A 17,495-nucleotide genomic window follows, 5' to 3' on the forward strand; every position below is an offset into this window, starting at 1 on the left:
AAATCAAGTGAAGGAAGTGAAATTCAAGGTATTAATACACAATCTTGACAGGTATGTCAAGATTGTATGCTTAGCTTGGTTGAGGATTTCTACAGAGCCCAAAAAATAGAGAGTTCATATTCTTTCAAAAAAGAAACTACAAACAATTCAACAATACTCGTTGCTGAAGACAAAGCTGATGCAAAGAAATTGCTCACGATCGCATTACGTTCACTAAAAAAGCAGCAAATATCCCCATTTATTATGTACTACAAAAGAGCTACAAAAGAGCTTACGTCAGAAAATAGCAAGATGCTTAAAAATATACCGTTGTCATGAACAAATACAAATTCAATCACAAAGAAATATAACTTATTAGAGAATATATTGATGAGAGCTTTATATACTTCAAGACATCATATATTTGGCAATTATTCTTGAGAATCTACAAAATATAATCTTTTAAAAATGGATTTTCGTCATTGCTATATACCAATAAATATGAAGAGTGTACAGGAGTTGATTTTATATGGCTGATAGCAAGAAAATTCTGATGGTAATTGCTCAGGAGAATTTCAGGGATGAAGAGTATTTAGAACCACGGAAAATCTTTGAGAAAAACGGTTACGAGGTAACAGTTGCCAGCAATTCAACTGCCACTGCTATAGGAATGAAAGGAGAGAAAGTAAAACCCGATATTACCATTGATGACGCAAATGCAAATGATTATGAATCAATTGTGGTTGTCGGAGGCGGAGGGTCCCACAAGTACCTGTGGGAAAACGTGAAACTCCGGAGTCTCCTAAAAGAAGCAAATAAAAGCGGTAAAGTAGTGGCAGCTATTTGCATATCCCCAGTGGTGCTTGCTAAAGCCGGATTGCTAAAGGGTAAGAACTGCACTGTTTTCAAAGATGATACCTGCATCAAAGCCCTTAAGAAAAACGGTGCCATGTATGAAGACAAGGATGTAATACGAGACGGAAGAATCGTGACAGGTCGTGATCCAAAGGCCGCAAAGAAGTTCGGCGAGACAGTTGTGGAAGCTTTAAAGGAATGAGCTTCCATATTTTTGTATAAGCAGACTGAATTATCCGCCAGAGCATCCATTTAGCAGATTAACATCTGCCCCATAATATTTTGTAAGCTGAAGAACATCGACTAATCCGTATTCCATGCATAGGCAAAGGCTTTCATTGGAACTCCCGCAGTACTTTAAACTAAATTTTTAATACCTTTACATATTATGATAATCTGATGTAGCTATAAAATATTTGCACATTCTCTTGCTTTTTTATACAAATTCTTTTGAATTTGTATAGGACCTACAAAAGAAAGCAAATAACAAAAAGTAATATACGGTGCTATGCCAATAGAAGGACTTCTTGTACCGAACCTGCTCTTTGGACTGATTGTCTTAACCCGGGCAGCACTTTAGGATCTAAGAGATTTGCTATTTCTGCATTCTGCACATGGCAAGCATGTTCAGGAATATAATTTTTTCAACAACTAAGATTATCCTTTTAAAACATCCCTGAATTTAACCCATTTGCGAGTCATTACAACAGTCCGGTTGGTATTCTTAATGACTTTTTCCGGGAAAACTCCTAAAAGGAAGTTTGTAAGGAATGGGCGACTTGTAGCACCAATGAACACAACATCATGATTTGAAGCTTCAGAAGCAATTGCTTTTGGAGCATCGTTTGCTTTGACAAATTTTTCTTCAGTATTTATACCAATAAACTTGTCAGATATTTCCTTAAATGCATTCTTTGCATTTTTCTCTTCAGCAGCGGAGTGCCCCACGTTTAAAAGTGTTATTTTGCCTTTTTCTTTCTGGGCGAGTTCACGAGCCAGTTCTGAAGCCAAAACTGAGTGTGGTCCTCCGGCAGTTGGAAGCAGGATGCTTTGCATGTTTTCCAAATCTCTTCCTTCCTCAAAGCGAACCACAACCACATCACATCTGGCCTTCAGTAATATCGGATCAAGGGTACTTCCAAGAACAAAATCCTTTCTGTAAGTTCTTCCGCGCCAGCCCATTACAAGCATATCCGGTTTCTCCTCTTCTATTGTCTCGAGGATTGTTTCTGAGGCTTTTCTACCTACCTTGATAATACCTCCGGAAGGCACAGTCGTTTCGTCCATTAATTTGTGTATTATTGCTTTTTGCTGTTCAACATACTTGTCAGCTGCTGAAAGAGGGGTCTGTTCAGGTAAAGTGATAATATTAAGGAAAGTTATGCTGCCACCACGATTTTCAGCAATTGAGTTGGCAAATTTTGTGAGTTTGGAAGCCAATGTTATGTTTTTCACAGGTACAAGGATATTGTAGCCTTCATGTTCCACGGGTTTGTATTCGTAGACTTTTCTCCGAAGTTCTTTTGTGACTTTCTTCAGAGATTTTTCAGAATAGATCAAAAAGATAAAGGATCCCAGCAACATCCATAGAATAGTGATTCCCAGAATAAATCCGGTTTGCTCAAGTTGTCTTATAAGGAAATAGCCAATTGAAGCCTGTGTAATAATTGCAAAAACAGGCAAGTAAGGAGCCAGAGGCATTTTAAAAGCACGTTTGAGATCCGGTCTTCTAAGTCTAAGGACCACAAGAACTGCATTTACCATTATGAACAGAATGAGGAACATCACATTGGCTACAGAAGCAACTGTTTCAATGGGAAAAACTGTCATTGAAGCAATTATAAAATAACTGAAAAGAATGGCATAGTGCGGAGTGCAATGTTTTTCATTTATCTTTGAAAGGGCAGCAGGCAAAAACCCCATTCTTCCAAGAGCAAATACCACTCTTGATGATGAATAGACTGTGGCATTCATTGCACTTATGGTAGAAACAAAACCACCTGCAAGGATCAACACAGAACCAAATACCATAATTGTATCCGCCACCCTTATCATGCTGAATTCCCCGAGTTCTCCCAGGAAAACCCAGCTTGGGACATCCGAATCAATAGCTCCTATCAATGCAAAAGCCACAAGGATGTAGATTACAACTGCTGTCCATAGAGAAATCATAACCGCTTTTGGAATGTTTTTTTCCGGGTTTTTGACTTCCTCACCGCTTTGCACAATTATTTCATAGCCTTCAAAAGCGATGAATGTCAATCCCATTGCAACAAGAAGACCCGTAAACCCATTTGGGAGAAATGAAGGATTCGAAAGAAACGCTATTGACCATCCCGGGGTTGTAATTGTCTTGTATATTCCAAATCCTGCAAAGATAACAAGGATAGTAACCTTCAGGAGAGTAATAAAACCACCTAACCTTCCACTTTCCTTGGCACCGAGATAATTTATAAACGCCATTAGAGTCACGATAAGAAGTGCAGAAACCTTCAACAAAAAACTCTGAGGGACAACATCGTAGCCGAGGAAATGAACAATCATTTCTGAAAAAAATGCTCCGAAAGTTACTGCATAGAGGGCACAAGCAATAGTGTGGGCTGCCCAGTCTACCCAACCTGCAAGAAAACCAAGATGATTTCCCAATCCTTCTTTCACCCAGAGAAAACTTCCCCCTGCCTCAGGTATTGCAGAACCAAGTTCCGCATAGGCAAGCCCGGTAAATGTGGCAACAATACCGTTTAGCAGAAAAGCTAGAAGAACAGCAGGTCCGGCAATACCTGTAGCTATACCCGTTAAGGCAAAAATACCAGCACCAATCATGCCGGCAATACCAATCATTGTAATATCAAAAAGTGTCAGGTCACGACTCAGGCTTACCCTAATATTATCATCTGGCACGATAACAAAGAAGCCGATGCTTTGTTAAATAATTTTTCTTTTAATTATGGGAAAAGAAAACAATTCAAACTGCATCATCATATTCTGATGGAAAATCCACTATTTCTTCGCCGATATAAAGTGCGTTTTCAATTAGTTCAAGAACCATGAATCATTCATCATGACCAGCATAGGGACAGTGTATGTTCCACTGATCTTGCAGGCGTAGAAACAAAATTAGGATCTATTTAACACAGACAATTATTTATTCACTAATCTACAAACTAATTAAACAAATGGAATGGAGACATTTCATATTCCTATGTTGGCTCCCTGCCTATAAAAGAGAAAAAGGAAAAGAAAAAATCAACCTGATTAAATAACTCAAACTAATAGATACACAATTTACCATGCTTTATCGTACTCTTGGAAAGACAGGAGAGAAAGTCTCAATTCTCGGACTCGGTTGTATGAGGCTTCCGGTCATTGGTGATGACCCTTCAAGAATTGATGAGATTGCAGCCGAAGAAATTGTCCGCTACGCAATTGATAGTGGAATTAACTACTTCGACACAGCTTATCCCTACCATGAAGGCAAGAGTGAATCTTTTTTAGGAAAAGTTCTGAACGATATTGACCGGAAAAAAGTATTTCTGGTTACCAAAATGCCATCTTGGCTCATTGAAAGCCGGAAAGAAATGGACACCTATTTTGAAGAACAACTTGAAAAGCTTCATACTAATTTCGTAGATGCGTATCTTGTACATACCCTCAACAGTGATTTCTGGAAATCACTAACAGAATTGGGATTATTTGAGTTTTTAGATACCATCAAGGAAAAGGGAAAAGCGCGATATGTGGGCTTTTCTTTCCATGATAATGTCGAACTGTTTAAGGAAATCGTAGATGCTTACCCATGGGATATCTGCCAGATCCAGTATAATTATCTTGATGTTGATTACCAGGCAGGAAAAGAAGGACTGTTGTATGCAGCAGAAAAAGGGCTTGGAATCGTCATAATGGAACCCCTTCGTGGAGGCTGTCTTGCTGAAAACGTCCCCCCAGAAATCATGGATATCTGGAATAAAAATCCTGTCAGACGAACTCCTGCGGAATGGGGCTTGAGATTCTTATGGGACTACCCTGAAATCAATATCGTACTCAGCGGAATGACAACGCTTGACCAATTGAAGGAAAATATTCAAACAGCTGAAAATGGGCACGCAAAATCACTGACAGACTTTGAACATGAACTAATTTCAAAGGTCAGAAACATTTATCGTGAAAAATTAAAAGTCAACTGTACCGGATGTAGGTACTGCCTCCCCTGCCCTGCAGGTGTGAATATCTCCCTGAATTTCAAATACCTAAACAATGCAATGCTTTTTGGAGACATTGAGAAGGCACGACTGGACTACATGAACCATGTTGGAGATGACCGAAAAGCCTCAAATTGCATTAAATGCGGAAGATGCTCCGAACGCTGTCCCCAGGACATACCAATCCCCGAAATGCTGGAAGAAATCGTGAAGTTGCTGGAAAGTGAATGAAGACTGTACTTATGGAAAAATGAAAACTATTTATACCATGAGAAACCAATTTTTAGCAAACAGGGGACTTTAAAATGACTGATGATATCAAGCAGAAAATAGAGGAATACCTTAAAAACCACAAATGGTTAAACCTTGCAACAGTGGACTCTGAATGTAAACCTATGGTTCACACCATGGCATATGTGTCAGATGGAGCAACTGTCTATTTTGGAACTTCGAAACAGACACATAAAGTCGATGACATTATGAATAATTCTAACGTGGCATATACTGTGGATGAAGACAACGTGGATGTTATGACAATAACAGGAATTCAGATGCAAGGAATTGCCACTCAGGTAACTGAACCATCCGAGCTTGAAAAATTCAGTACATTAATGAGCGAAAAATACCCATTCATGAGAGATCTACCAAAAACACCGGATTCTGTTGTTTTCAGAGTTGACCCTGTTGAGGGCTATTATCTTGATTACTCTAAGGGTTTTACTCACCGTGACAAAGTGACATATTGAAGCTGCTGCTTAGAGGCAGCTTTCTTTTTTCAACTAATTTTATTTGAATTATCACTCCACAACAAAAGGAATATAATGTGGAGGTTAATTAGCAAACTACTATTAACTAACTGATATTTTTCTGTAAATACGTAATCAAAACATTATTATGCTTCCATTCCCATGTTGCATCATATGTTCACTATAATCACTGGGTCTCAGTTTGGAGATGAGGGTAAAGGCAAGATTGTTGACCTGCTGGCAAAAGACTATGATATTGTCGCCCGTTTCCAGGGAGGTGACAATGCGGGACATACTGTGAAAGCGGGTGGAAAAGTATACAAGCTTCATTTGATTCCTTCCGGTTTTCTTTTAGATTCTCGCGTTCTTATTGGTCCCGGCACGGTTCTAAACCCAGAAGTCCTGGTCGAAGAAATGGAAATGCTTGAAGATGCCGGTATCCCTGTAACCCCAGAAAAGCTGGGAATTGATGCAAAAACCAGTGTAATTATGCCCTATCACATTGAAATGGATCAATTAAGGGAAGCTGCTCGCTCTGAGAAAATAGGAACTACCAGAAGGGGTATTGGGTATGCATACATCGACAAAGTTGCACGTGATGAAATCTGTATGGCAGATCTTGTGGATGAAAATCTTTTTCGTGCTCGCCTTGCTGAGATTTCTGCACAAAAAGAAGCAGCAATATCCCAAATGGGTGGAGACCCCTCTATTGTGCTTGACGACAAGAACATCTCCCATTATGTTTCACTCGGAAAAATGCTTGCTCCTTATGTGACTGATGTGTCACTTGAAATTAATCGTGGTCTTGATGAAGGGCTCAATGTTCTAGCGGAAGGTGCTCAGGGAAGCCATCTTGATGTTATCCACGGCACTCAAAAGTATGTAACGTCTTCCTCCACCATTGCCGGTTCTGCATGTGCAGGTCTGGGGGTAGGTCCCACAAGGGTGGACGAAGTACTCGGGATCGTCAAGGCATATATAACTCGTGTGGGTGCCGGTCCGCTACCAACAGAACTTGAAGATGAAGCAGGAAAACATTTACATGATGTTGGTCATGAATTTGGGACCACCACCGGTAGATCCAGACGTTGCGGATGGTTTGATCTTCCTCTTGTTAAAAAAGCCGTTTACCTTAACGGGTATACTTCACTTGCCCTGACAAAACTGGATGTCTTGACAGGATTGGATCCAATCAAGATTTGTGTGGGTTACATGTTTGAAGGAAAACAACTTGACTACCCACCGGAAAGTACTTCCGCTCTTTCGAAATGCATTCCTGTATATGAAGAATTACCCGGATGGAATACTGATCTTACGGTTGTGGATTCTTATGAGAATCTTCCAAAAAATGCCCGTTTGTATGTTGAAAAACTTGAGGATAAAATCGGTGTGCCTATCAAATATGTTTCGGTGGGACCGGCAAGAGAACAGACATTTGAGAAGTGAGTGCCTGATTCCATTAATCAGGCAAAAACCATATATATGAAACGTTCGCTTTAAGAACCTTATCTCACTGCGTATAGCAAAAAATCATGATAATCTGAGAAGATTCTATTTCATTAAGGAGGATATAATGACTACAGCGTATGATGTGCCTGCTACTGAGATTATTACCAGGCTGGCAGAGAAGCTAAAAGAAAATGATAACATCCAGCCCCCCGAATGGGCTGCATTTGCAAAGACCGGAGTACACAAGGAATTACCCCCTGTGGATAGTGACTGGTGGTATACCAGATGTGCTGCAGTTCTCAGGAAAATCTACATGAATGGACCAATCGGTGTCCAGAGACTTAGATCAGTTTACGGTGGTAAGAAGGACAGGGGTTCAAACCCATACAAGAAAGAAAAGGGCAGCGGTTCCATTGCACGTGTGATTTCCCAACAACTGGAAGCAGCAGGTTTTGTTACCCAGCTTAAAGGCGGAAGGATTGTAACGCCGGCAGGTCAGTCTTTGCTTGACAACACAGCTAATGAAGTCAAGACAGATTTGCTTTCTACTGTTCCAGGTCTTGAAAAATACTGATACAGCTCTGTATTCTGCTCATATGAGCAGTATCCAGATGGATGTGATATGCTATGGAAGACGATCTCGAAGCAATACGCAGGAAACGGATGGCAGATCTCCAGCGCCAACAGGCGGCAATGAGTGAGAATGACGTTCGGGCTGCATACCAAAAAGAACAAGAAATGGCTGAAAGGGAAGCTATGATCCAATCTATTCTGAGACAGATCATGACTCCAGAAGCCAGGGAAAGGCTGACTCGCTTAAAAATGTCTCGCAAAGAAATGGCTGAACAGATAGAAGCACAGCTTGTTTCACTTGCTCAAAGTGGTCGTTTACAGAGCAAAATTGATGATGATAGATTGAAAGCCCTGCTTATGCAGATGCAACCAAAAAAGCGCGAAACCAAGATCACAAGGATGTGAGAAGGTATTCCATGAAGGCGCGAATACTGTTTAGTGGAGGGAAGGATAGTTCCCTTTCCGCGCTCTTATTGGAGTCGTTCTTTGATGTGGAATTGGTAACCTGCACGTTTTCGTTGGCACCAGTTGTAGAAATTGCTGCAGAAGTTGCTGCTAAGCTGGGATTTAAACATAGTGCTATTGAAATGGATATGAGTGTGTTGGATGAAGCTTTCCAGTTGATTCTGGATGATGGATATCCCAGACATGCCATTAATCATATTCATTTGGAAGCTCTTGAAAAAGTTGCATCTCTGTCTCCTGGATGCGTTATTGCAGATGGCATAAGGAGAGATGATATAGCACCACGGCCTGATCAATCAAGTCTCCGAAGTATAGAAGATCGTTTTGGGGTTTTTTGTGTATCACCTCTGCTTGGATACGGGAGGGCTGCAGTTAATGATCTTGTGAACAGGTATCTGGTTATTGAAGAAGATTTGAGCGACAGGCTTGACAAGGCAGATTATGAAACTGAACTCAGGCAGCTAATCAGAGATCGATGCGGTGATGAAAAAGTCAAGGAAATTTTCCCAGAGCATATACAATCAAGAGTAATTTCTCGCAAGTAATAGAGCATTGGTTTATCAGAGCCGATTAAAGATTTATATGATTAGCTGGTTTATGCACTTAAATATATAGAGCAATATTGATTCAGGTGAGATACATGAGCCATAATACAAAAGGACAGAAGAAAAGGTTGGCAAAAGCCCATGTTCAGAACCAAAGGGTTCCTGCCTGGGCAATTATAAAGACTAACAGAAAGGTTGTTACTCATCCCAAGAGAAGGCACTGGAGAAGAAGCAGCCTTAAGGTAAAGTGAGAGGTGAAGATCATGGAAGGCGATATAATAAAAGAGCAGGTTTATACCATTCCTCTTCGCGCAGCCAAGATGGCTCCAAGATGGAGGCGTGCAAACCGTGCAATTACACTCATAAGAAAGTATTTGATACGTCACATGAAAGCTGATCCTAAACAGATCAAAATTGATAGCACAATCAATGAACTAATATGGAATAGGGGTTCAGAAAAGCCACCTTCCTCTATACGTGTAAGAGCAGCAAAATTTGATGATGGGGAAGTACAGGCAGAACTTGCCTGATAACCTTTGGTGACAACGCTGATATTTCAACCGGGTATATCATGACAAGAACTTTGAACATCTATAACAATCCTGTGATTGGGGTTTTTTCCACGTGTACTGAAAATGTTGCAATCGTACCTTCAGGTACTACTGGAGATATTATCCAATCAATAAAGGAGTACCTTAAAGTGGATGTTTTTTCCACACTTATAAATGGAAGTGTAGTTATTGGTTCTTTGTCATGCGGTAATTCCTCTGGATTGCTTGTGCCCCAACACAGCTCTTTACCAGGTTTAATTGATAGTGATGTCCCCATTATAGAAGTGCCGGGTAACCTTACTGCCATGGGGAATAATGTTCTGGTAAATGATTCCGCAGCATTGGTAAATCCCGAAATGACTGATGAGGCAATTAACGTAATTTCAAAAGCTCTCAATGTCGATGTACACAGGGGAACAATTGCAGGAATTAAAACTGTGGGAATGGCTGCAGTGGTCACCAACAAAGGTCTGTTAGCACATCCTCGCATAAACCAACATGAATTGGCACAATTGGAAGATATTTTTGATCTTCCAATTGAAGTGGGTACAGTAAACTATGGCTCAAAGTTAGTAGGCTCAGGTATTCTCGCTAATTCTAAGGGATATGTAGCAGGTTCTGAAACAACAGGTCATGAATTGGGGCGAATTGAAGATGCCCTTATGTATTAATTGTCAAGGATACTGGTGATTTAATATGAAAAATTTCGTGGTAAAAGGTACATTCAAGGCTGGTCATAATTGGGAAAAATTTACTAAGAATGTAGAAAGCCAGAATGAAGAGAATGCACGTGAAAAAGTTTACTCTATTTTTGGGAGTAAACATGGAATCAAGCGCTATCTGATAAACATTGATACAGTTGAAGAGGCATGATCCTATGGCAGAAATCGGGCAGCAACAGGATATACAGTATCTTGCGATGCAGCACAGGAGTTATCAGCAGCAGGCACAGTCTATCCAGCAACAGCTAAATGTGGTTAGAGTTTCTATTGACGAATGCAAAAAAGCTATTAATACTCTTGATGAGTTGCCCGGAGAATCTGAATTAGAGTCTTTGATTCCTATAGGATCAGGATCTTTTTTGAATGCGCGTGTTATGAATAATGATAAAGTCGTTGTGGATATTGGTGCAGGATTCCGTGTTGAGAAATCTGTGAACGGAGCAAAAGAAATTCTCAATAAGCGCTGTGATAATTTACAAAAGATTATGGAGAATATGACTCAATCCCTTTCAAAAATTGCTGAAAAACTGCAGTCCATAGAGTCTTTAATAGCACAGCAGCAGAGTGGACAGCCTCCACAATGAACAAATTGCTGTGGAGGTTCCGATTTTGTTCGGTAAACTCAAAGAAAAGCTCCGTGGATTCACAAAATCCGTGGGCGATCAGATTGAGGAAAAAACAACTCCTTTAGATAAATCTGAAGATGAAATAACTGAAGAGATTAGTCCTCAGGAGTCACCTGCCCAAGAAAACAAGAAGAGTTTAGGTTTTGCTCAGAAAGCAAAAGCGCTTGTATTTGAAAGAGAATTTATTATTACTGAAAGTGACATTGAAGATTCCCTGTGGGAACTGGAGATGGCGTTAATTGAAAGTGACATTGCCCTATCAGTTTCTGAAAAAATTGTATCCGATGTCAAAAATGAACTAGTGGCAAGTCGGCGGAAGATTGGCTCCAATATAACAAGCATTGTTGAGGATGCTTTGAAAAAATCCATTTACGAGGTCATGTCTGCTAACGTTTTTGACTTTGATGAATTTATTGATGCTCACGACAAGCCGGTTCATATTGTTTTCATAGGAATTAACGGCACAGGGAAAACCACGACAATTTCTAAACTTGCAAAACGCCTGAAAGACAAAGGCAAATCAGTGGTAATTGCTGCTGGAGATACTTTCAGAGCCGGTGCAATTGATCAGATTGCCATCCATGCGGAGAACCTTGGTGTGAAGCTTATCAAACACCAGCCCGGTGGAGATCCTGCAGCTGTTGTTTATGATGCCATACAGTATGCTAAGGCTCATAACACTGATGTTGTCCTTTCAGATACTGCGGGACGGATGCACACGAATGTAAATCTCATGTCCCAACTGGAAAAGATCTGTCGTGTAAGTTCACCTGATCTCATTGTGTTTGTGGATGAGGCAGTTGCAGGTAACGACGCAGTTGAGAGGGCAAAACAGTTCAATGAAACTGTGCCCATTGACGGATCAATTCTCACCAAGACAGATGCAGATTCAAAGGGAGGAGCTGCGATTTCAATCGCCTACATTACGGGAAAGCCCATTCTTTTCCTTGGTATCGGTCAGGGTTATGATGACTTGCAAAAATTCGATCCAAAATGGTTTGTGGATCAATTATTCAATTGATCCCTTTCTTTAAACATCCCCTCTTGAGATCCCTTGTCAGGGATTCTATCTTTTCCAGCACATTGTCGCCAGAAGCAATTATGTTAACCAATGCCGAACCCACAATAACTCCGTCGGCACCGTCATTAACTGCTTCTTCAACCTGCTCTTTTGTTGAAATCCCAAATCCTACTGCTTTTGGCTTATCGCTTTTGATCCCGTCAAGCTGTTTTTTCAGGGAATTGCCCAATTCGCTTTTATTACCTGTGACTCCCATTCTGGGAACTACATAAATAAAACCGGTAGTATTCTGTGAAACCTTTTCAATTCTATATGCCGGTGTATTCGGAGTTACCATGAAAATATTTGCAATTCCTTTTTTCTGGGATTCCCTAATGAGATCTCCTGCTTCATCTACCGGTAAATCTGGGATAATTATCCCACTGACTCCGCTTTTAGCACAATCTGAGACAAAATCCTTAATTCCGCGTGCATAAACCAGATTATAATATGTCATACAAACAAGCGGAATGTCGGTTTCAATGTCCTCGAGAAGTCTGAAGTAACTATCCGTATTCATGCCATTTTGTATTGCACGTACCGAAGCCGCCTGTATGATTGGCCCATCGGCAACCGGATCTGAAAACGGAAGTCCCAGTTCGATAATATCTGCACCGCCTTTTTCCAGTGCATAGACAATGTCTTTTGTAGACTCGATATCAGGATCGCCTGCACAGATATATGTTATGAGAGCAGCTTCATTTTTATTATCAAGCTCTTCAAATTTATCAGCAATTTTCATTTTCATCTCTCCTTTTGATAAGGCTCTCAAGATCCTTATCTCCCCTACCTGAAAGATTAATAATTACTGTGTCACCAAGTTCTCCGCTCTTTGCATTCTCGATAACATATCCAACAGCATGTGATGATTCAAGCGCTGGAATAATGCCTTCTTTCCGGCTCAATTCATTAAAGGCATTAACAGCAAGTTCGTCTGTAATATATCTTGGTTTGAGGCGGCCGATGTTTACCAAATATGCAAGTTCAGGGCCGACCCCGGCATAGTCTAGACCGGCTGAAATGGAAGTTGATTCAAGGATTTGTCCGTCCTTGTTTTGCAAGACTTTTGTGTGTGCTCCATGCAGGACTCCTTCCTTGCCTTCACAAAGTGATGCCGAGTGATATGCCACTGTAGGTCCTTCTTTTAGTTCCTTGCCTCCGGCTTCAACGGCAAACAGGTCTACATCATCCTCTAAAAAAGGATAGAATATTCCCATGGCATTGCTTCCGCCTCCGGCACATGCAACGATTGAGTCTGGAAGATCTCCTTCTTTTTCAAGAATCTGTTGCCTGGTTTCTTTCCCGATAACACTCTGGAAATCCCTCACTATCATGGGATACGGATGCGGACCTACAACCGAACCTATGAGATAGTGGGTATCTTTTACATTGGTTACCCAATCTCTCATTGCTTCATTTATGGCATCCTTGAGGGTTTTGGACCCACTTTCCACAGGGATAACTTCGGTACCCATCAGTTCCATCCGATAAACATTCATTTTCTGCCTTTCGACGTCTTTTGCACCCATATAAACAGTAGCTTCCATTCCCAGTCTCGCTGCTGCCATTGCAGTGGCAGTGCCATGCTGCCCTGCACCAGTCTCAGCGACAATGCGTTTTTTGCCCATATGTTTTGCCAGCAAAGCCTGTCCAAGAGCATTGTTCAGTTTGTGAGCACCGCCATGCACAAGATCTTCTCTCTTCAGGTAGATCTTAATACCATATTTTTGGCTGAGATTTGGTGCATGATAGAGGGGCGTCGGTCTGCCTCCAAAGTCCCTGAGCAGGTAATCAAGTTCATCAATGAATTTTTTATCAGAGCGCATTTTTTCATATTCCCGATCCAGCTCTTCAAGAGCTGGCATCAGGAGTTCAGGGACAAATTGACCCCCGTATTTTCCATAATATCCCTTCATTTTGTTACACCTTCAATACTTGTTACAATTGCTTTTGTATTATCGTATATGTCTCCTTTCATAATTGAGGTGCCTACAAGAAGTGCATCAGCCCCTGCTTTGATCATCCTTCTTGCGTCATCAGAATTTCGAATTCCACTTTCACTGACCACAAGGTACTTGCGATTATTTTTCTTTTCATCAGTCCTTATGTAAGGAAGTAGTTTTTCCGTGGTTCCAATATCAACTTCAAGTGTATTCAGATCGCGATTGTTTATTCCCAGCAGTCTTGCACCTGATTGAAATGCGAATTGTAGATCTTCAAGATTATGGACTTCAACAAGAGGCTCAATACCTTTAGAGAGAGCAGTTTCTACAAAGACAGGTAATTTTTCCCTCAGGATGGCAGCTATCAGAAGGATTATATCGTTTTCACATTCGTCAATTTGTTTTTCGTCAATGACAAAATCTTTCCTTAATACAGGAATGGTGACATTCTTCCTGACAGATTCCAGATTCTCCTGTGATCCATTGAAATAGTAGGGTTCAGTCAGAACTGATATAGCAGATGCTCCTGCATCTTCCATTATTTTTCCGATGAATGCGGCATCCGAGGGAGTTATATCTTTTATTTTTTCTCTTGGTGATGAAGGCTTAACTTCAGAAATAACTGCAACATGATTTCTTTGCTTGGCTGCATTGATTGCATCAAGTATTGATCTTTTCTTTGATACAGACTCTGAGCTCCTGTTTTCATATATTTTGGCTTCAGAAATTCTATTGCTTGTTTTTTCGAGTATGTCATTGATTAGCTGATGCAAATAGAACACCTATGTACATTAATGTATTACTATGTACGTACATAATACACCTATTTATAGATTGCGTCAAGGTACTCTTTCATAGCATCCAATTCAGTCATGAACAAGAGCGACTTGATTCTTGTCAAAATTTCCACTCTTAGTGATGCCAATAGTATGACAGACATTGATGATACAACTATTCCTAATAATGCAACCCGCTTCTGGTCTGGCACTAAGTCCAATGACAACTATTCAGATGGCAGTTAAACCCTGAGTGAGTAGTTCAGTAGACCTTAAATTCACCACTCCAGCACTACATAGTGTTGACAAGAGAATCTTACTCAAATGATAACTACCTTTGAATTAGGATGTTTACCCATCCTTTTTTTGTATTTTGTTTTTGGGTTTATCATTAATTTGAAATAGTCTTGTGCTGTATTCTTATTTTGGAGGAATGCTATAACATCTGTTGTTCTTTTATGTACTGATTGGTTTCACAATTTTCCAAAAGCCAAGAAAATCTGGCAGAAATTAAAAGAAAAATGTTTTGGATACATTGAGGTGGACGATGAATCAGATGATGGACAAAAATATGTTAAGGATCTTGGTGTTGTGGGAGTTCCGACTACAATGATTGAGATGTGGGTTTTGTTAGCATTTCTGATAAAAATGCAATTCAAAATTTATGTAATTGGGGGAACTAAAATTGCATGATCTTATTATTGTTGGTGCTGGTCCAGCAGGACTTACTGCATCTATTTATGCTGTTCGTTATGGTCTCGATGTTCTGCTTATCGATATACTCCCTATAGGCGGGCAGATATCCTCTGCAAGACTTGTAGAGAACTATCCCGGATTTTCGAGAATTTCAGGGATTGAATTAATGGAGAAATTTGTTGAACATGCTAGTGATGTGGGAGTACAGATGAAAGAGGCATCTGTCTCTGAAGTTGTGAGTATATCCAACGGTTTTGAAATAGTTACAGGTTCAGAGCGTATACCTTCAAAAGCTGTTATTATTGCAACTGGCGCTAAACCTAAATTACTGGGAATTCACGGAGAGATTGAATTCACGGGGAGAGGGGTCTCTTATTGTGCAACATGTGATGCTCCATTCTTTTCAGGAAAAAAAGTTGCTGTAATTGGTGGGGGTGAAACTGCAATTACAGAAGCACTTGTATTGTCTGACATCGCAAAACAGGTTACTGTAATTCATCGTAGGAATTCTCTTCGTGCATCACAAATCCTTCAGGAACGTGCATTTGCAAGAGACAACATCGATTTTGTCTGGAATACCGTTGTTGAAGAAATCGCAGGGAATGAACTTGTTGATAGAATACATGTCCGAAACGTTATAAGCGGGAAAAAATCCACAATTTCTGTGGAAGGTGTTTTTATTTATGTGGGTGTACTGCCAAACACTGATCTTGTAGACGTGAAGAAAAACGAACAGGGTTTTATTGTGTCAAATGAGGCAATGGAAACTTCTGTGCCAGGTATTTTTGCTGCCGGAGATTGCCGGGAATCTCTCCTACATCAGGTGATTACCGCTGCCGCTGATGGCGCAGTGGCTGCATATTCCGCACAAAAATTTGTAAGAGGCAAGTGAATTTATTGTATGAATAATGAATATATTATACAGAATAAAATAATAAACACGAGGTGGATTTTATGATATGCTTGAATATATGTGAAGATTCAACTGCAAAGGAACTGGAGCCGATAGCATCCGCAGTCCATTCTTTATTGGGTTTACCGATTACGATTCGTAGTCTTAACAATCCCGGAATACGAATGGAACGTGGCGAGGTTCTGGATTGGGAATATACAGGACCCGTATTGGAAGAAGTCCTGAAAACACACACTACCATTCGTAAGGTCCCGACAGAGGGAACATATAAAGGTAAGGCAGTTGTTGTTTCACCTATAAAGACATTGGATGGAAATGTAATTGGTGCAATTGGGGTTGTGGATCTGGTTGCAGCTCTTGATATTCTTTCGGTGTTCCGTGAATATCCTGATATAATAGATGAAGTTGAAGCAGCCAGAAAACGGAAATATTGATTTATTATCCTTAACCTTTCCAAAAAAGATTTTTAAGCAAGCGTTAATTGCAGGTTATTATGATTAGTGATGTTGCCAGGATATTCAAGGAACTTGACAAAAAAGATTTTCGGATACTTAATGGGATCGAATTAGGGATGCGAACCCACGAATGGGTACCTGTAGAATATCTTCTTTCCTTTACAGGTTTTAGTTACGGGGATCTTGAATATAAACTCAGGAAACTGCTTTACTACAAGCTTGTAATTTCTACTCATATGCCATATGATGGATACCGGATATACTTTGAAGGGTATGATGCACTAGCGCTTAATGCATTTGTAAAACGCAATGTTATATGTGCCATTGGTGATGAAATCGGCGTGGGCAAGGAATCAGTTGTACATGAAGCTATTCGTGAACCAGAACTTGCTATTGGGGATTATGAGCCTGTTATTGTTAAGTTTCACAGGGAAGGGCAAACTAGCTTTAAATCTGTAAAAAGAGCTCGTGGTCATCTGGAAGGAAAGGAGCATTTTTCTTGGATATATGCTGCAAGGCTGGCAGCCCAGAGGGAATACGAGATTATGAAAAAACTGTATCCAAAGGTTTCCATTCCGACTCCCATTGACTGCAATCGCCATGCTATCGTAATGGAAGTTGCAAAGGGATCAATTCTCGCAAAAACCAAGCTGGGGGACCCTGCACATTTTTTAAATGAAATTCTTTTACAGATATCCAATGCTTATGAAGAAGACGTCATTCATTCGGATTTGAGTGAATATAATATATTTGTGAGTACAGAAGGCGTTCAGCTTATTGACTGGCCACAATATGTAACACTTGTTCATCCTCACGCAAAGGATCTTCTTCTTAGGGACATTTCCAATATACTGAATCATTTTGAAAAGAAATACGATATTCATATGGATGCTGCTGCAGTATACAATGATATTACTTCCGGCAAGAAAATCCGGGTATAAT

Annotated in this window: 22 protein-coding genes and 1 pseudogene; 19 read left to right on the top strand and 4 right to left on the bottom strand. The window is 40.3% G+C overall.

Annotation, left to right across the window (positions count from 1 at the left end; translation table 11 throughout):
- From PWQ49_RS02175 to PWQ49_RS02185, 3 genes and pseudogenes are all read left to right on the top strand, one after another.
- A pseudogene (locus PWQ49_RS02175) lies at positions 1-109 on the top strand (IS5/IS1182 family transposase); the annotation flags it as partial.
- Entirely contained in the window at positions 76-318 is a 243-nt protein-coding gene (locus PWQ49_RS02180) for a hypothetical protein (protein ID WP_300607199.1), read from the top strand. The pseudogene PWQ49_RS02175 and the gene PWQ49_RS02180, both read left to right, overlap by 34 nt.
- A 190-nt stretch (positions 319-508) precedes the next feature.
- Positions 509-1,036: a DJ-1/PfpI family protein gene (locus PWQ49_RS02185; RefSeq protein ID WP_300607202.1), complete on the top strand. Its 528-nt coding sequence runs from the start codon at positions 509-511 to the stop codon at positions 1,034-1,036.
- Between the two features lie 455 nt (positions 1,037-1,491).
- Here the strand turns inward: PWQ49_RS02185 and PWQ49_RS02190 are convergent, their stop codons facing one another.
- Positions 1,492-3,735, bottom strand: a complete 2,244-nt coding sequence (locus PWQ49_RS02190) for an amino acid permease (RefSeq protein ID WP_300607205.1) — start codon at positions 3,733-3,735, stop codon at positions 1,492-1,494.
- 389 nt (positions 3,736-4,124) lie between these two features.
- Here PWQ49_RS02190 and PWQ49_RS02195 point away from each other — a divergent pair, with 389 nt between their 5' ends.
- The 12 genes from PWQ49_RS02195 (at position 4,125) to ftsY (ending at position 11,731) form a co-directional block, all read left to right on the top strand.
- Positions 4,125-5,264 carry an aldo/keto reductase gene (locus tag PWQ49_RS02195; RefSeq protein ID WP_300607208.1) on the top strand — a complete coding sequence of 380 codons (1,140 nt, stop codon included), beginning with the start codon at positions 4,125-4,127 and terminating at the stop codon, positions 5,262-5,264.
- A gap of 74 nt (positions 5,265-5,338) precedes the next feature.
- A complete protein-coding gene (locus PWQ49_RS02200; protein ID WP_300607210.1) occupies positions 5,339-5,779 on the top strand; it encodes a pyridoxamine 5'-phosphate oxidase family protein in 441 nt (146 codons plus the stop codon).
- A 174-nt stretch (positions 5,780-5,953) separates the two neighbouring features.
- Complete coding sequence (locus tag PWQ49_RS02205; RefSeq protein ID WP_300607213.1) at positions 5,954-7,225, top strand: adenylosuccinate synthase; 1,272 nt, start codon at positions 5,954-5,956, stop codon at positions 7,223-7,225.
- 127 nt (positions 7,226-7,352) lie between these two features.
- Entirely contained in the window at positions 7,353-7,802 is a 450-nt protein-coding gene (locus tag PWQ49_RS02210) for a 30S ribosomal protein S19e (protein WP_300607215.1), read from the top strand.
- Positions 7,803-7,855: 53 nt separating this feature from the next.
- Positions 7,856-8,206: a DNA-binding protein gene (locus tag PWQ49_RS02215; protein ID WP_300607218.1), complete on the top strand. Its 351-nt coding sequence runs from the start codon at positions 7,856-7,858 to the stop codon at positions 8,204-8,206.
- Between the two features lie 11 nt (positions 8,207-8,217).
- The gene (locus PWQ49_RS02220; protein ID WP_300607221.1) at positions 8,218-8,811 is read left to right on the top strand and encodes an alpha hydrolase; all 594 of its coding nucleotides are present in this window, start codon (positions 8,218-8,220) and stop codon (positions 8,809-8,811) included.
- A 95-nt stretch (positions 8,812-8,906) separates the two neighbouring features.
- Complete coding sequence (locus PWQ49_RS02225; RefSeq protein ID WP_300607224.1) at positions 8,907-9,062, top strand: 50S ribosomal protein L39e; 156 nt, start codon at positions 8,907-8,909, stop codon at positions 9,060-9,062.
- 12 nt (positions 9,063-9,074) lie between these two features.
- Positions 9,075-9,341, top strand: coding sequence for a 50S ribosomal protein L31e (locus tag PWQ49_RS02230; protein WP_300607227.1), 267 nt, complete (start codon positions 9,075-9,077; stop codon positions 9,339-9,341).
- A 41-nt stretch (positions 9,342-9,382) separates the two neighbouring features.
- The gene (locus PWQ49_RS02235) at positions 9,383-10,033 is read left to right on the top strand and encodes a translation initiation factor IF-6 (RefSeq protein WP_300607230.1); all 651 of its coding nucleotides are present in this window, start codon (positions 9,383-9,385) and stop codon (positions 10,031-10,033) included.
- Between the two features lie 25 nt (positions 10,034-10,058).
- On the top strand, positions 10,059-10,235 hold the full coding sequence (rpl18a, locus tag PWQ49_RS02240; protein WP_300607233.1) for a 50S ribosomal protein L18Ae: 177 nt from the start codon (positions 10,059-10,061) through the stop codon (positions 10,233-10,235).
- A gap of 4 nt (positions 10,236-10,239) precedes the next feature.
- Entirely contained in the window at positions 10,240-10,668 is a 429-nt protein-coding gene (gene pfdA, locus PWQ49_RS02245; RefSeq protein WP_300607236.1) for a prefoldin subunit alpha, read from the top strand.
- 25 nt (positions 10,669-10,693) lie between these two features.
- Positions 10,694-11,731, top strand: coding sequence for a signal recognition particle-docking protein FtsY (gene ftsY / locus PWQ49_RS02250; protein WP_300607238.1), 1,038 nt, complete (start codon positions 10,694-10,696; stop codon positions 11,729-11,731).
- Here the strand turns inward: ftsY and trpA are convergent.
- Genes trpA through PWQ49_RS02265 form a run of 3 tightly spaced genes read right to left on the bottom strand, consistent with a single transcriptional unit; the run spans position 11,724 to position 14,486 of the window.
- A complete protein-coding gene (gene trpA, locus PWQ49_RS02255) occupies positions 11,724-12,512 on the bottom strand; it encodes a tryptophan synthase subunit alpha (protein ID WP_300607240.1) in 789 nt (262 codons plus the stop codon). The genes ftsY and trpA overlap by 8 nt on opposite strands.
- Positions 12,499-13,686: a tryptophan synthase subunit beta gene (trpB, locus tag PWQ49_RS02260; protein WP_300607243.1), complete on the bottom strand. Its 1,188-nt coding sequence runs from the start codon at positions 13,684-13,686 to the stop codon at positions 12,499-12,501. The genes trpA and trpB overlap by 14 nt, the downstream gene beginning before the upstream one ends.
- Complete coding sequence (locus PWQ49_RS02265; protein ID WP_300607246.1) at positions 13,683-14,486, bottom strand: indole-3-glycerol-phosphate synthase; 804 nt, start codon at positions 14,484-14,486, stop codon at positions 13,683-13,685. The genes trpB and PWQ49_RS02265 overlap by 4 nt, the downstream gene beginning before the upstream one ends.
- 543 nt (positions 14,487-15,029) lie before the next feature.
- On the opposite strand from PWQ49_RS02265, the gene PWQ49_RS02270 reads away from it, so the two are divergent.
- The 4 genes from PWQ49_RS02270 (at position 15,030) to PWQ49_RS02285 (ending at position 17,494) form a co-directional block, all read left to right on the top strand.
- Entirely contained in the window at positions 15,030-15,182 is a 153-nt protein-coding gene (locus tag PWQ49_RS02270) for a hypothetical protein (protein ID WP_300607249.1), read from the top strand.
- Complete coding sequence (trxB, locus tag PWQ49_RS02275) at positions 15,175-16,077, top strand: thioredoxin-disulfide reductase (RefSeq protein WP_300607252.1); 903 nt, start codon at positions 15,175-15,177, stop codon at positions 16,075-16,077. The genes PWQ49_RS02270 and trxB overlap by 8 nt, the downstream gene beginning before the upstream one ends.
- Before the next feature lie 62 nt (positions 16,078-16,139).
- Complete coding sequence (locus tag PWQ49_RS02280) at positions 16,140-16,532, top strand: DUF2111 domain-containing protein (RefSeq protein WP_300607254.1); 393 nt, start codon at positions 16,140-16,142, stop codon at positions 16,530-16,532.
- 59 nt (positions 16,533-16,591) lie between these two features.
- Complete coding sequence (locus PWQ49_RS02285) at positions 16,592-17,494, top strand: RIO1 family regulatory kinase/ATPase (RefSeq protein WP_300607257.1); 903 nt, start codon at positions 16,592-16,594, stop codon at positions 17,492-17,494.
- Position 17,495: the final 1 nt, after the last annotated feature.

The sequence above is a fragment of the Methanohalophilus sp. genome, assembly GCF_030156785.1.
Lineage (GTDB): Archaea > Halobacteriota > Methanosarcinia > Methanosarcinales > Methanosarcinaceae > Methanohalophilus.